The 12,999-nt window shown below is 51.5% G+C and carries 14 protein-coding genes and 1 pseudogene; 10 read left to right on the top strand and 5 right to left on the bottom strand.

Annotation, left to right across the window (positions count from 1 at the left end; translation table 11 throughout):
* Positions 1–93 precede the first annotated feature (93 nt).
* Positions 94–360 carry a hypothetical protein gene (locus tag Q1Y74_RS10660; protein ID WP_300814300.1) on the bottom strand — a complete coding sequence of 89 codons (267 nt, stop codon included), beginning with the start codon at positions 358–360 and terminating at the stop codon, positions 94–96.
* A gap of 213 nt (positions 361–573) precedes the next feature.
* Between Q1Y74_RS10660 and Q1Y74_RS10655 the strand changes: the two genes are divergently transcribed.
* From Q1Y74_RS10655 to Q1Y74_RS10610, 10 genes are all read left to right on the top strand, one after another.
* Entirely contained in the window at positions 574–1,842 is a 1,269-nt protein-coding gene (locus Q1Y74_RS10655; RefSeq protein ID WP_300814298.1) for a dicarboxylate/amino acid:cation symporter, read from the top strand.
* A 556-nt stretch (positions 1,843–2,398) separates the two neighbouring features.
* Positions 2,399–3,052 carry a LysE family transporter gene (locus Q1Y74_RS10650; RefSeq protein WP_300814297.1) on the top strand — a complete coding sequence of 218 codons (654 nt, stop codon included), beginning with the start codon at positions 2,399–2,401 and terminating at the stop codon, positions 3,050–3,052.
* Between the two features lie 36 nt (positions 3,053–3,088).
* Entirely contained in the window at positions 3,089–3,631 is a 543-nt protein-coding gene (locus Q1Y74_RS10645) for a DUF4924 family protein (RefSeq protein WP_300814296.1), read from the top strand.
* 1 nt (position 3,632) lies between these two features.
* Positions 3,633–4,493 carry a dTDP-4-dehydrorhamnose reductase gene (gene rfbD, locus Q1Y74_RS10640; protein WP_300814295.1) on the top strand — a complete coding sequence of 287 codons (861 nt, stop codon included), beginning with the start codon at positions 3,633–3,635 and terminating at the stop codon, positions 4,491–4,493.
* A gap of 43 nt (positions 4,494–4,536) precedes the next feature.
* Entirely contained in the window at positions 4,537–4,902 is a 366-nt protein-coding gene (locus Q1Y74_RS10635) for a GxxExxY protein (protein WP_300814294.1), read from the top strand.
* Between the two features lie 54 nt (positions 4,903–4,956).
* Positions 4,957–6,531, top strand: a complete 1,575-nt coding sequence (locus tag Q1Y74_RS10630) for a peptide chain release factor 3 (RefSeq protein WP_300814292.1) — start codon at positions 4,957–4,959, stop codon at positions 6,529–6,531.
* A gap of 29 nt (positions 6,532–6,560) precedes the next feature.
* Positions 6,561–7,160, top strand: coding sequence for a YigZ family protein (locus Q1Y74_RS10625; protein ID WP_300814290.1), 600 nt, complete (start codon positions 6,561–6,563; stop codon positions 7,158–7,160).
* Positions 7,161–7,290: 130 nt separating this feature from the next.
* Positions 7,291–8,415: an HpaII family restriction endonuclease gene (locus tag Q1Y74_RS10620; RefSeq protein WP_300814289.1), complete on the top strand. Its 1,125-nt coding sequence runs from the start codon at positions 7,291–7,293 to the stop codon at positions 8,413–8,415.
* A 197-nt stretch (positions 8,416–8,612) separates the two neighbouring features.
* Complete coding sequence (locus Q1Y74_RS10615; RefSeq protein WP_300814288.1) at positions 8,613–9,179, top strand: nitroreductase; 567 nt, start codon at positions 8,613–8,615, stop codon at positions 9,177–9,179.
* 142 nt (positions 9,180–9,321) lie between these two features.
* Complete coding sequence (locus Q1Y74_RS10610) at positions 9,322–10,482, top strand: serine hydrolase (RefSeq protein ID WP_300814287.1); 1,161 nt, start codon at positions 9,322–9,324, stop codon at positions 10,480–10,482.
* 248 nt (positions 10,483–10,730) lie between these two features.
* Here Q1Y74_RS10610 and Q1Y74_RS10605 read toward each other — a convergent pair whose 3' ends face one another.
* From Q1Y74_RS10605 to Q1Y74_RS10590, 4 genes and pseudogenes are all read right to left on the bottom strand, one after another.
* Positions 10,731–11,522, bottom strand: coding sequence for a UDP-2,3-diacylglucosamine diphosphatase (locus tag Q1Y74_RS10605; protein WP_300814301.1), 792 nt, complete (start codon positions 11,520–11,522; stop codon positions 10,731–10,733).
* A 92-nt stretch (positions 11,523–11,614) separates the two neighbouring features.
* Positions 11,615–11,743, bottom strand: coding sequence for a hypothetical protein (locus tag Q1Y74_RS10600; protein ID WP_300814302.1), 129 nt, complete (start codon positions 11,741–11,743; stop codon positions 11,615–11,617).
* Positions 11,744–11,756: 13 nt separating this feature from the next.
* Positions 11,757–12,023: pseudogene (locus Q1Y74_RS10595) on the bottom strand (hypothetical protein); the annotation flags it as partial.
* Between the two features lies 1 nt (position 12,024).
* The gene (locus Q1Y74_RS10590) at positions 12,025–12,564 is read right to left on the bottom strand and encodes a hypothetical protein (RefSeq protein ID WP_300814285.1); all 540 of its coding nucleotides are present in this window, start codon (positions 12,562–12,564) and stop codon (positions 12,025–12,027) included.
* Positions 12,565–12,999: the final 435 nt, after the last annotated feature.

Genomic DNA, 12,999 nt, shown 5'->3' with positions numbered 1-12,999 from the left:
TAAGACTGATTTCAACGATGTCAAAGAACTCGATTATCCCCTTTTTGAAGGACTATTTGATTAATTTTTTAACTCGTCCATTTTTATTGGACACTAATGCTTGTTGGTATTAAACAGCCAGTATATGGCTAATGACAAAGCATAGATTGCATATGCAATTACTATCTTGGCGTAAATGATGAGAGCGTGTATTTCTTCTGTTCTTTCATCTCTTGTCGGGAAGGCACGACCGCCATTGGGAGGCAGACAATCTTCGATGGTATAGTTGATGACTAAATGATAGTCTAAGATGAAGATAAATCCATAAACAATCATAAACAACGAGAAAATTGCAAATACTATCAAGTATATCTTCTTCATAATCATCGCTAATTGTTAACTCCCTGTATGCTAAAAGGCTTTCGAGCCGGACAAAAGTAATATAAATAGAGCACAAAAGAAAGTAAAGTCCGGCTTTTGTGAGCCGTTATTACGTTATTAGACAGAAGAGTAACAGTTGCCAACTGTGTGAGGATACAAAAAGTGAGGTCAATCGAAATAAAATGTTACTTTTGCGGTGTAAAATGAAATAAGATGGCTTGGATTAGAAAAATAGTATCTCTTCCGCTTTACGTCCAAATCCTTTTGGGCATGGTGGCGGGTATCTTGGTGGGTATAGTGGCTTTGCGGGCAGATGGCGGGTTGTTCATACAGCATTGGGTACGTCCGTGGGGGCAAGTCTTTGTGCGCCTGTTGCAGCTGATAGCCATTCCGTTGGTGTTCATCTCGCTCATCAAAGGGGTGACGGGGTTGAAGGACATCAGCAAGTTTTCGCGCATTGGCGGGAAAACGATTGCCATCTATCTGGCTACCACCTGCGTGGCAGTTCTGTTGGGCATGTTCTTGGGACTGATTGTGCAGCCCGGCAAGTTGGTAGACCGCAACCGGGTGGCACACATACAGGAGAACTACCTGTCCGTTGTGGAAGAGAAAAAGCAAATTTCGATGGAGGAGCAGGGTAGGGGGCCGCTCCATTTCCTCAACGACATTGTGCCGAACAACTTGGTGGGGGCTGCGGCGGACAACTCCAAGATGCTTCAGGTGATTTTCTTTGCCGTGTTCTTCGGCATAGCTGCCCTGACGGTGCCGCGCGGCAGGATTGAACCGGTTCTTTCCCTGTTCGACGGACTGAACGACATCATTCTCCGCATGGTGGACTACATCGTTAAGTTTGCCCCGTGGGGCGTGGCGGCGTTGATGGCCGGGCTGGTGACAGATACGGGCGGCGACATGAGCATCTTCGGCGCTCTGGGCGTATATGCGCTGGTGGTTATTGGAGGCATGTTCCTCCTCTTGTTGGGTTTCTACCCCATGCTGATTCATTGTTTTACCAGGCTGGGGATGAAAAAGTTCATACGTGCCATGTATCCCGTCCAGTTGTTTGCCTTCACTACCAGTAGCAGTGCGGCCACGTTGCCTGTGACAATGGAGGCGGTGGAAAAAGACCTTAAAGTGTCGCAGGAGGTGGCTTCGTTTGTCTTGCCCGTGGGGGTGACCATCAACATGGACGGCACTTCGTGCTATCAGGCCATCTCCATTCTGTTCATCGCTCAGGTGCTGGGCATTGACCTCAGCCTTTCCCAACTGCTGGTCATTGTCCTGATGACCATCCTTTCTTCCATAGGCACGCCGGGCATCCCCGGTGGCAGCTATGTGGTGCTTACCATGGTGTTGACTTCGGTCGGCATTCCTGCCGAAGGCCTGGCTCTGATATTGGGCATCGACCGTCCGCTGGATATGTTGCGCACTGCCGTAAACGTGACGGGTGACGCTACAGTGGCCGCTATGGTGGATAAGAGATAGGCTGATGCGGGATGCTTGCGGCGTGGGGTCTCACCGCATTCATTTCATAATAAGCGGATTGCTGTGAAACGTGAATGATGAAAGAAAGATTCTTTCCTTTTGTGTGAAGGAAAGAGGGGCTGTTTCTGACGGGTATTTGCAAGGCTCTTGTCGAGCATTTGCGTGGTTTTTTCCGAGCACTTGTGTCGCTGTCGGAGGACACTTGCATTACGTCTGGTGGATGCTTGCATGGTCCGTGCAGGATGCTTGCATGGTCCGAACAGGATGCTTGCATGGTTCACGGTGAATGCAAGTGTCCACCAAAGCCCTCTTGGCATCCGTCAAGTGGCACTTGGCGGATGTAACTATCCACTTGAGCGGCGGAAAGAGGGAGGTGGCCCGGAAGGGGAACAATCGGGCTGGTTGCCTCGGACATATACTCCAAAAGCTTTGTTTTCGTTTTGTACTTCACTCGGTTTGCGCTATCTTTTGATCAGACAGGCTGCACCTCGGCTGTATCAACCAAAAACTTGTTTTTCGCTTTGTACTTCTCTCGGTTTGCACTATCTTTGCAGCCATGATTCAGATTACGACCATACTTGATATATTATGGAAAGGGTTCATTATCGGTGTCATTGTGTCAGCACCGTTGGGGCCGGTAGGCGTGTTGTGCATCCAGCGCACGCTGAACAAGGGACGTTGGTATGGTTTCGTTACGGGCATAGGTGCTGCTATGAGCGACATTTTTTATGCCTTGCTGACAGGATATGGCATGAGTTTCGTGTTCGACTATGTCAACAAGAACATTTTCTATCTTCAGCTTTTCGGTAGTATCCTGTTGCTGGCGTTTGGTATCTATACTTTCCGTAGCAATCCTGTCCATTCACTTCGTCCTGTTTCTACCAGTAAGGGTACCTATCTTCATAATTTCATTACGGCGTTTTTCGTCACCCTTTCCAATCCGCTCATCATCCTGCTGTTTGTCGGTCTGTTTGCCCGCTTCGCATTCATCAGCCCCGGTGTGTTGCTGTTCGAGGCCGTCACGGGCTATCTGGCCATTGCATTGGGCGCTTTGTCCTGGTGGTTTGGCATCACTTATTTTGTCAACAAGGTTCGTACGCGCTTCAACCTGCGCGGCATCTGGATATTGAACCGCATTATTGGAAGCATTGTTGTAGTGGTGTCGGTGCTGGGGCTGGTGTTTACGCTGATGGGTGAATCCTTGTATTAGTTGGGAAACATTGACTGTCAACTGTAGTCTATTGAAATGAACATAGCTAAACAACTGAAAGAGAAAAATATTGCCGAGTATCTGATTTACATGTGGCAGGTAGAGGACCTGATACGCGCCAACGGGTGCGACATTGACCGCCTGCGTACGCAAGTCATTGCCCGCTATCCCGAAGCCGAACGGCCGGCGCTGGAGGAATGGTATGGCAATTTGTGCGAAATGATGCGGGCCGAAGGCGTGGTGGAGAAAGGCCATCTGCAAATAAACCGCAACGTCATCCAGAACCTGACCGAACTGCACGGCGCCCTGCTGGCATCTACCCGATATCCCTTTTATAATGCGGCTTATTTTAAGGCGCTGCCTTTCATTGTAGAGTTGCGTCAAAAGAATGGGCAGAAAGAAGAACCTGAGCTGGAGACTTGCTTCGAGGCACTTTACGGCGTCTTGCTCCTGCGTTTGCAGAAGAAGGACATCAGTGAAGGGACGGCCAAGGCGATGGAGGCGGTAAGCAGCTTCATTTCGTTGCTGGCCAACTATTATGACAAAGACAAAAAAGGTGAATTAAAATTGGACGACTGATATGAACATTCTGATAACAGGTGCCAACGGTCAGCTTGGCAATGAGATGCGCGTGCTTTCCACCGCCCATCCGCAACACACTTGTTTCTTTACCGACGTGCAGGAGCTGGACATCTGCGATGCCGATGCTGTGCGCGCTTTCGTGTCCGGCCATCAGATTGACGTGCTGGTGAATTGTGCCGCTTATACGGCCGTGGACAAGGCCGAGGACAATCCTGAACTTTGCGACCGGTTGAACCATCTGGCGCCAGGCTACCTGGCCGAAGCGGCTGAGGCTGTGGGGGCCGTTCTTATTCAAGTGTCTACCGACTACGTGTTCGACGGCACCGCTCACGTGCCCTATCGCGAGGACGACACACCTTGCCCCAACTCTGTCTACGGACGCACCAAGCTGGCAGGCGAAGAGGCTGTGATGCAGAAGTGTAGCCGTGCCATGGTCATCCGTACGGCCTGGCTGTATTCTACCTTTGGCAACAATTTCGTGAAGACCATGCTTCGCCTCGGCCGCGAGCGCGAGTCGCTGGGTGTGGTGTTCGACCAGATAGGTACCCCAACCTATGCGGCCGACCTGGCACAGGCCATTTTTGCCGCCATTGAGCAGGGCATTGTTCCCGGCATTTACCATTTCAGCGACGAAGGTGTCTGCTCGTGGTATGATTTCACTGTGGCCATTCATCGTCTGGCTGGTATCACCACTTGTCGTGTCAGTCCTCTGCACACGGACGAATATCCGGCCAAGGCACCCCGTCCGAATTATTCCGTGCTGGACAAGACGAAAATCAAGCAGACCTTCGGCATCCATATTCCCCACTGGGAGGAGTCGCTGGCGGTTTGCTTGAGGAAATTGGAAATGGAGAAATGATAATTTAGGCACGGATTACACGGATTTTCACGGAGGATGAATAATGTTGCACGAAGAATTAACCGCCCAAATCATTTCGGCATTTTATGAAGTTCACAAAACGCTGGGATTTGGTTTTCTTGAACAGGTGTATCAGAATGCTCTCTATATGGAGTTGCAGGAAAGGGGATTGAAGTGTGAGTGTCAGAAAGAATTGAAAGTATATTATAAAAATAAAATAGTAGGTACGTATAAAGCGGATATGGTGGTGGAAGATGTAATCATTCTGGAACTGAAAGCAGTTACTTCCTTACGAATGGAGCATGAATGGCAACTGATAAACTATCTGAAAACAACCGACCTGCAAGTGGGACTTCTGCTCAACTTCGGCCTGAAGGCTGAAATGAAGCGCAAGGTATTCACTTATTAGAAGGAACTTTCTTCCGTGAAAATCCGTGTAATCCGTGCCTAAAAAAGAAAAAATATGGCAACAAATCAAGAGATTGAGAGAAGACGAACGTTTGCAATCATCGCGCACCCTGATGCCGGTAAGACCTCATTGACCGAGAAGCTGTTGCTTTTCGGCGGACAGATACAGGTGGCCGGCGCCGTGAAGAGCAATAAAATCAAGAAGACTGCTACGTCAGACTGGATGGATATTGAGAAACAGCGTGGTATTTCAGTCACTACTTCTGTGATGGAGTTTGACTACCGCGACTACAAGGTCAATATCCTTGATACCCCCGGTCACCAGGACTTTGCCGAAGACACCTACCGCACTCTGACCGCTGTGGACAGCGTTATCATCGTGGTGGACGGTGCCAAGGGTGTGGAGACGCAAACTCGCAAGCTGATGGAGGTGTGCCGCATGAGGAATACGCCGGTCATCATCTTTGTCAATAAGATGGACCGCGAGGCCAAAGACCCCTTCGACTTGCTGGACGAGCTCGAGGAAGAACTTCACATCCACGTGCGTCCTCTGACATGGCCCATCGAGAGCGGCGTCCGCTTCAAGGGTGTCTATAACATTTACGAGCACAACCTCAACCTCTTCCAGCCATCCAAACAGGTGGTGACCGAGAAGGTGGCTGTAGACATCAATACGCAGGAGCTGGACAACCGCATCGGTACCGAACTGGCCGACCGTCTGCGGGGCGAGTTGGAACTCATCGAGGGTGTCTATCCAGAGTTCAATGTCGACGACTACCTGAAGGCCGAAGTAGCTCCCGTGTTCTTCGGTTCGGCCCTGAACAACTTCGGCGTCGAGGAATTGCTGAACTGCTTTGTCGAGATTGCTCCCAGCCCCCGTCCTGTCAAGGCCGAGGAGCGCGATGTGCAGCCCGACGAGCCCAAGTTCACCGGCTTCGTTTTCAAGATAACGGCCAATATCGACCCCAACCACCGCTCGTGCATCGCCTTCTGCAAGGTGTGCTCGGGCAAGTTCTCGCGCAACACGCCCTACTACCACGTGCGCCACGACAAGGTGATGCGCTTCTCCAGTCCCACCCAGTTCATGGCCCAAAGGAAGACCACTGTCGATGAGGCTTGGGCGGGCGACATCATTGGCCTGCCTGACAATGGTACGTTCAAGATAGGCGACACCCTGACCGAAGGTGAAAAGCTTCACTTCCGCGGCCTGCCCAGCTTCTCGCCGGAGATGTTCAAGTACATCGAGAATGCCGACCCCATGAAGCAGAAGCAGTTGGCCAAGGGAATCGACCAGCTGATGGACGAAGGTGTGGCCCAGTTGTTCGTCAACCAGTTCAACGGACGTAAGATTATCGGTACTGTGGGGCAGCTCCAGTTCGAGGTCATCCAGTACCGTCTGGAGAACGAGTACAACGCCAAATGCCGCTGGGAACCCATCAGCCTCTACAAAGCTTGCTGGATAGAGAGTGACGATTCTGCCGAGCTCGAAGCTTTCAAGAAGCGCAAGTACCAGTACATGGCCAAGGACCGCGAAGGTCGCGATGTCTTCCTGGCCGACTCGGGCTATGTGCTCCAGATGGCGCAGATGGATTTCAAGCACATCAAGTTCCACTTTACGAGCGAATTCTGACAGGTCCGCTCCGTTTAGCTTGTGTCAGGATGGAAGATTTGTACAAAACCATAGCATCGCCTGCGGAAGGCATCTATACCGAGAAGCGCAGCAAGTTCATTGCCATCGCTCTGCCTGTCCGCACGGTGGAGGAGGTGAAGGCTTATCTGGAGACATACCAGAAGAAGTACTATGACGCCCGCCACGTGTGCTATGCCTATATGTTGGGGCATGAACGAAAGGACTTCCGCGCCAACGACAACGGAGAGCCTTCGGGAACTGCCGGCAAACCCATCCTGGGACAAATCAACTCCAACGAACTGACAGACATCCTGATTATCGTCGTGCGCTATTTCGGCGGCATCAAGCTGGGGACGAGCGGGCTGATTGTGGCCTACAAGGCCGCGGCGGCCGAGGCAATAGCTGCCGCCACCATCGTGGAGAAAACGGTGGACGACACCGTGACCGTCCTCTTCGAGTATCCCTTTATGAACGATGTGATGCGCATTGTCAAGGAGGAGGAACCCGAGATTGTGGAGCAGGGTTACGACATGGACTGCCGCATGACTCTGCGCATCCGCCGCTCGTCCATGCCCCGTCTGCGGGCAAGGCTGGAGAAGGTGGAGACGCTGCGGATAGAGGAATCTTGATTCCTATCCGTTATTCATGATGTGGATTATCAATAGTTGGAAAGATGTTGGTTCGTATGAGGTTAAAAGTTCTTTTCAACTCCTGAGAAGCCTTCATTATTAACTTTTAATTTTTAACTCTCAACTGCCTATGTCCTTTATTGCAACCAAACGAGAATTGGGAGAGATTTATACCTTTTTCCGCCTGCTGGCCGACGGCCGGGTGTCACTCGGCACTTCGCAGGGTGTGAAAGACGAAACGCAGTATTGGCCTATAGCCATGATACAGCGCGAGGAGCATGACGGCACCCGCCGCTACTATGTGGAGGCCGACGAGGTCCGTATTGTTTCGGGTACGCTCGAGCGCAGCGGATCCTTTACGGCCAACGGGGAGACGGAGGCCTGCTTCCCCCGCGAGGATTTTGATGCAGCCGCAGCCGACATTCTCGACCTGCTGAAATCCGTCGCAGGCGAGGAAGTTGAAGTGCCCGAGGAGCTGGAAGGTTTCTTTGATGCCCTGAACATCTATCATCTGGAAGCCAGAACCGAGGACCGTACCGACTTCTCCATTGCCTTCTGGAGTCCCGATGCGCCGCTGACGGGCTTCTGTGTCCGTTGTCGCCTCAGCCCCATGAATCCCTTGCTGGATGGCGGGCGTACGGCCAACCTGAAGCTGGAGCAGAGCGGCATCAAGTTCTCCGTACCGACCGTGAACAAGGTCAATGCCCTGCCCGAATCGCCCACCGAGGTGGCAGAGCGGATGATGATGATAGAGCGGCTGGGCGGCGTGCTGAAGTATGCCGATGTGGCCGACCGCGTCTTTCGTTGCAACCTGTTGATGATTGACCTCCACTTCCCCCGCATGTTGGCCGAGATGGTGCGTCTGATGCACCTGGACGGTACGACCCGCGTCAGCGAACTGACCGAGCGCATCAAGGAAATGAATCCCCTGAAGATAAAGGACGAGCTCATTCAGAAGCATGGCTTCTATGAGTTCAAGATGAAGCAGTTCCTGCTGGCACTGGCTTTGGGTATGCGTCCAGCCAAGATTTACAACGGTACGGATTCGGCCGTGGAGGGAATGCTCCTGACCACGGGCAGCGGCGAAGTGCTCTGTTACCACCAGTCGCAACGCCGAGTCTTTGCCGACTTCCTTTACCTGAACTCCCGCTTTGAGAAGGGAGCGTTGGAGAAAGACAAATATGGTTTCCTGGAGCGGGAGAACGGTACCTACTACTTCAAGCTGAACGTCAAGATTGGGTTGGTGAAACGATAGCCCTGTGGCTCCTGTCGGAGGGGGCTGTAGCTTACTGAAACCTTGCTTTTGCCTCCGAGCCTCTTTGGCACGACGTCCGAGCCTCTTTGGTCTTGCCTCCGAGCCTCTTTGACGACGGCTATGTTTGTAGGCTTTGAGATATTCGACAATGAAAGGAAAAGAACGAGCGAAATTTGAACAATAAATTAGTTTGAACTATGAACGAAGTATTGCAGAACATCAAGGCCCGCCGCAGCGTGCGTGCCTACACAGAGAGACAAGTCTCTGCCGAAGATTTGAACCTGATACTGGAAGCCGCCACTTACGCTCCCAGCGGCATGAACCTTCAGACGTGGCATTTCACCGCCATTCAGAATGCGGAAATCCTGAATACACTGAACGAGAAGATTAAGGGCGCCTTTGCCAAGAGCGACAATCCCCAGTGGCAGGAACGCGGACACAGCGCCACCTATTGCTGCTATTACCATGCACCGACGCTGGTGGTCGTTTCGGGCAAGGCGGACAATCCGCTTACTCCTTTCGACTGCGCCTGTGCTTTGCAGAACATCTTCCTGGCTGCCAAGTCACTGGGTATCGGTTCCTGCTGGATCAACCAGTTGGGCCAGACGTGCGACGACCCCGAGGTGCGCGCTTTCCTGACGGAGAAGCTGGGCGTCCCTGCCGACTACCGCGTGTTTGGCTGTGCAGCCCTTGGATATGCACCCGAAGGAACGCCGCAGAAAGAAAGGAAGCTGGCAGAGGGAACGGTGACAGTCATCCGCTGACGGCTGTCTGCCCCGACGGGCAATGCCTGCCGGCCCTTAACGCAGAAGAATAGGGTGGGGCTGTGCCGCTTTTCCATCGGCACAGCCTCTACCATCTGTCTGTTTTCAAGAAATGTAGCTTTTCCTATACGTCCCGTTGACTATGAGATTCACAAAGAAAACCGCCTTTCGCCTGTTCGTCGCCTTGGTAGTGCTGATGGCCATTGCTTATGCCTCCCTGCCTTACTACGCCCGCCAGGCGCTCATCCACTGGATGCCCGTTATCGACGACCTCGAAACTTTTCATCGTCACACCGTTCGTCACAATCCCGACAGCGTTTGGCGCTGGCCCCTTTCAGACAACTATAACCGCTACCTGCTGACGGAGAATGATGCCCGCTATTTGGACAGTCTGCATACCGTGGCCTTCCTTGTGATTCGTCACGACAGCATCGTCTTCGAGAGCTACCGCGACGGATGGAACGACACGCTGACCTCGAACATCTATTCCGCCACGAAGACCATCGTGGGACTGCTGGCAGGCATCGCCCTCGACGAAGGGAAGATACACAGCCTCGATGATCCCGTCTCCCGCTATATCCCTACCTATACAAAAGGAAGGCAGGCCGACGTCACCCTGCGCCACCTGCTTACCATGAGCGGCGGCATGGCGTGGGACGAGGCGTATGCTTCGCTCTTCTCCGTCACCACCCACGGTTATTACGGCAACGACCTTTACGACTTAGTGACCAATCTGGAAGTGGTGGACCGCCCCGGCGTGCAATACTCCTATCGTAGCGGTGAAACGCAGTTGTTGGCCTTCGTCATCGAAGCCGCTACCGGACAAACTCTGAGCGATTATGCCGAAGAAAGATTGTGGAAACCCATGCAAGCCGAACGCGATGCCTACTGGCTGCTGGACAAGAAAGACGGTGACGAGAAAGCTTTCTGCTGCTTCCACACCACGGCCCGCGATGTAGCCCGCTTTGCCCGCCTACTGCTGCACCGTGGCAACTGGCAGGGCCGACAGCTGGTATCGGAAGCCTACGTGGACGAACTGATGCGTCCTGCCTCGTACCTGAAAGACCAATGGGGCAAGGACACCCTCAGCTACTACGGCTTCCAGACGTGGATAACGGACTATCACGGCATGCGTTGCCCCTACCTGCGCGGCATGTTGGGACAGTACATCATTTCCATCCCCGACTTGGATGCTATCGTCGTGCGCCTTGGCCGCAAACGTTGTGATGTGTACGACCGCGAGATTACGACCGACATCACACGCTATATGGATGTAGCGATGAAGATACTGAAACAAAACTGATATCGGCATATCTTCATCTGATTATCATCACCAATTTGCCAATCAAGAAACCAATGCCAAAACTTATCACCAAAATTAAGAAGGGAATGACAATGCGTTTCCAATGATACATTTTGTTCTTTGCCATACACTTATCTTTTAACTGCAATTTGCATTAGAAAAATGTTGATACCTTTATATAAAGCAGAGCCTGTTCGGACCATATATTTCAAGTCATTTTTACTCTCAATAGTTTGAGGGTATTTTTATCAGGAAGCGGCGTTGCTAAGCAAAGCAGGTACATTGTCCATTTGCAACTCTCCGTAGCGGATCACTGTCCAGTTGCCGTCTTCGTCTTCAGCCAGCGCAGACATCGTTTCCACCCAGTCACCCGAGTTGAGGTAATGAATGTCGCCGTACCACGTGTCGGCAGGATGATGGATGTGGCCGCATATCACGCCGTCGCACTTGCGGGCACGGGCAAATTTCACCAACTCCTGCTCGAAGTCGGAAATATAGGAAACGGCTGTCTTTACCTTCTGCTTGATGGCTTGTGAAAGCGAATAGTAAGGTTGGCCGTGACGTGTGCGGTAGTTGTTGTAGATTTTGTTGAGCCAAAGCAGGAAGGTATAGCCCAAGTCGCCCAACTGTGCCAGCCACTTCATGTTCGTGGTTACGGTATCGAAGATGTCGCCGTGGGTCACGTAGTAGCGTTTGCCGTGGCTTTCGTGAATGTAGTCCTTCACAATGCGGATGTTGTAGAAGGTAAAGGGAACCAGGCTGTCCAGAAAATCGTCGTGGTTGCCCCTCACATAAATAACCTCCGTACCCTGTTTTTCCATCATCTTCATGATAACTTTGAAGAACTCCGTATGACGTGCCTGCCACTTGCGGGTGCCCCCCTTGCGTAAAGCCCATCCGTCAATAATGTCTCCGTCCAGTATCAGGCGGTGACAGTTCACCGACTTCAGAAAATTGGTCACTTCGGTTGTTTTGGAATGTGATGTCCCCAGATGAATGTCGGACAGCACAATGGTAGAATAGAATGTACGCAGACGCATCATTGTTCAGCTTGTTGTTTTTCTGATACAAAGATGAACACAAGCTGTGTCAAAGATGTGTACAAAGCGTTACAATGATGTGAACTTCCTGTTCAACGAGCCAGGAAATCATAGAAAGGCGTATAGAGCCGGTCGTTCACTTCCAGATAGAGATTGTCGTTTTTGAAGTCGTAGAGTTGGTCGAAGCGTTGCAGGAAGTTGTTGCTCAATACGCCGTCCATCTGTCTCCACCGAATTGGCGCCACTGTTCTCTACACTTCCCGTAAAGTTGGCCAACCCTTTGGTGCGCGGCGAATTGGAATTGAGCACCACGTCCGTCGCTCCCGTGTCCAGCAGGAAGCGCAGGGGGCGGTCGTCCTGCCCGTTGATATGGACTGTCACATACAGGCGGTTGTCGGCACCCAGTTCAAAGGGGATAGTGTCTGTAGGCGCCACTTCTGCCCGAAGAGACAGGCTCAACAGACAGATGAAACATATACTTAGCCAAACAATCTTTTTCATATTATTCCTTCATTCGAAATTCTTCCATGAGTACAATCTTCTCTCTTGCATCTTCTCCCCATTCTCTCCACACCTCATAAAACAGACGGTAGCGGGTGGGAAGATTGGGGAAAAGTTCGGGATACAGACGGGCTGTGAAACGATGTTCGGTTCCGGGCTTGACGATGATGCCGATATCTTCGGCATAAGTGTTAATGGGCAAGTAGCACCAGTGGCCGGGAGACTTTTCATAGGCCAAAGAGTAGTGCTTGCTGCATAAGATGTCCGCATCGCTTTCGTTACTGAATACACAAGAAAGAGTCTGTGTGGACAAGGGCCGGACTTCCGCTTCGGTCCATAGATGCAGGCCGTACAGATGGTTCACGCCTTCTTCCTCGCAGACATCGTTCCCGTCGTAACCATGAAAACGGATAAGAGGATGGTCGGCCACTTCTTTTCTGAAACGTTCCTGCCATTCCGGAGTGTTGGCTATCAGATAGACGTTCTCATACTCTCCCATACCGTAGGCAATGATATTACAACGAAGCAACGTATCTTTCAAGGAGTGTATCTTTGCAGACAAAGCTGCATGGAAAGCCATCCGATCTTGTCTGGGCAAGACCGTATCTGGAGTTATCCAAGAAATAGAATCAACTGTGACAGAATTATCTGTTTGTTTTCCACTCCTAAGACAGGAAACTACCAGCAAACCGGCAAACAATAAAGTTAAAGATATATTCCCTTTCATATTCCATACTTTATACTTTGCTTTTCTGCAAAGATAGAATTTATTTTATACAAATCCCCTCCCCATCTTTCCTATTTGAACCGCGACGTATCCACCGCCTCGCGCTTCTTCTCCTTGTAGCCGCCGAATTTCCAGGCAAAGGATAGGCCCACGCTGCGGAAGCTGGAATACTCGTTCGTCACCCACTGATGCTCGTAGCGTATCTGCGGACAGGGCATGGAGGTCTGGAGGATGTCGCGGCACCAGGCG

Origin of the sequence: uncultured Bacteroides sp., assembly GCF_949298305.1 — a bacterium.
GTDB lineage: Bacteria > Bacteroidota > Bacteroidia > Bacteroidales > Bacteroidaceae > Bacteroides.
This window is presented reverse-complemented; position numbering and strand designations above follow the sequence as displayed.

Excerpts from the sequence above, each read along its gene's own strand:
- Q1Y74_RS10625 (WP_300814290.1), top strand. The coding sequence starts at position 6,561 with ATGGAAGATTTGTACAAAACCATAGCATCGCCTGCGGAAGGCATCTAT.
- Q1Y74_RS10630 (WP_300814292.1), top strand. The coding sequence starts at position 4,957 with ATGGCAACAAATCAAGAGATTGAGAGAAGACGAACGTTTGCAATCATC.
- Q1Y74_RS10615 (WP_300814288.1), top strand. The coding sequence starts at position 8,613 with ATGAACGAAGTATTGCAGAACATCAAGGCCCGCCGCAGCGTGCGTGCC.
- Q1Y74_RS10645 (WP_300814296.1), top strand. The coding sequence starts at position 3,089 with ATGAACATAGCTAAACAACTGAAAGAGAAAAATATTGCCGAGTATCTG.
- rfbD (WP_300814295.1), top strand. The coding sequence starts at position 3,633 with ATGAACATTCTGATAACAGGTGCCAACGGTCAGCTTGGCAATGAGATG.
- Q1Y74_RS10660 (WP_300814300.1), bottom strand. The coding sequence starts at position 360 with ATGAAGAAGATATACTTGATAGTATTTGCAATTTTCTCGTTGTTTATG.
- Q1Y74_RS10610 (WP_300814287.1), top strand. The coding sequence starts at position 9,322 with ATGAGATTCACAAAGAAAACCGCCTTTCGCCTGTTCGTCGCCTTGGTA.
- Q1Y74_RS10635 (WP_300814294.1), top strand. The coding sequence starts at position 4,537 with ATGTTGCACGAAGAATTAACCGCCCAAATCATTTCGGCATTTTATGAA.
- Q1Y74_RS10605 (WP_300814301.1), bottom strand. The coding sequence starts at position 11,522 with ATGCGTCTGCGTACATTCTATTCTACCATTGTGCTGTCCGACATTCAT.
- Q1Y74_RS10655 (WP_300814298.1), top strand. The coding sequence starts at position 574 with ATGGCTTGGATTAGAAAAATAGTATCTCTTCCGCTTTACGTCCAAATC.
- Q1Y74_RS10650 (WP_300814297.1), top strand. The coding sequence starts at position 2,399 with ATGATTCAGATTACGACCATACTTGATATATTATGGAAAGGGTTCATT.
- Q1Y74_RS10600 (WP_300814302.1), bottom strand. The coding sequence starts at position 11,743 with ATGGACGGCGTATTGAGCAACAACTTCCTGCAACGCTTCGACCAACTC.
- Q1Y74_RS10620 (WP_300814289.1), top strand. The coding sequence starts at position 7,291 with ATGTCCTTTATTGCAACCAAACGAGAATTGGGAGAGATTTATACCTTT.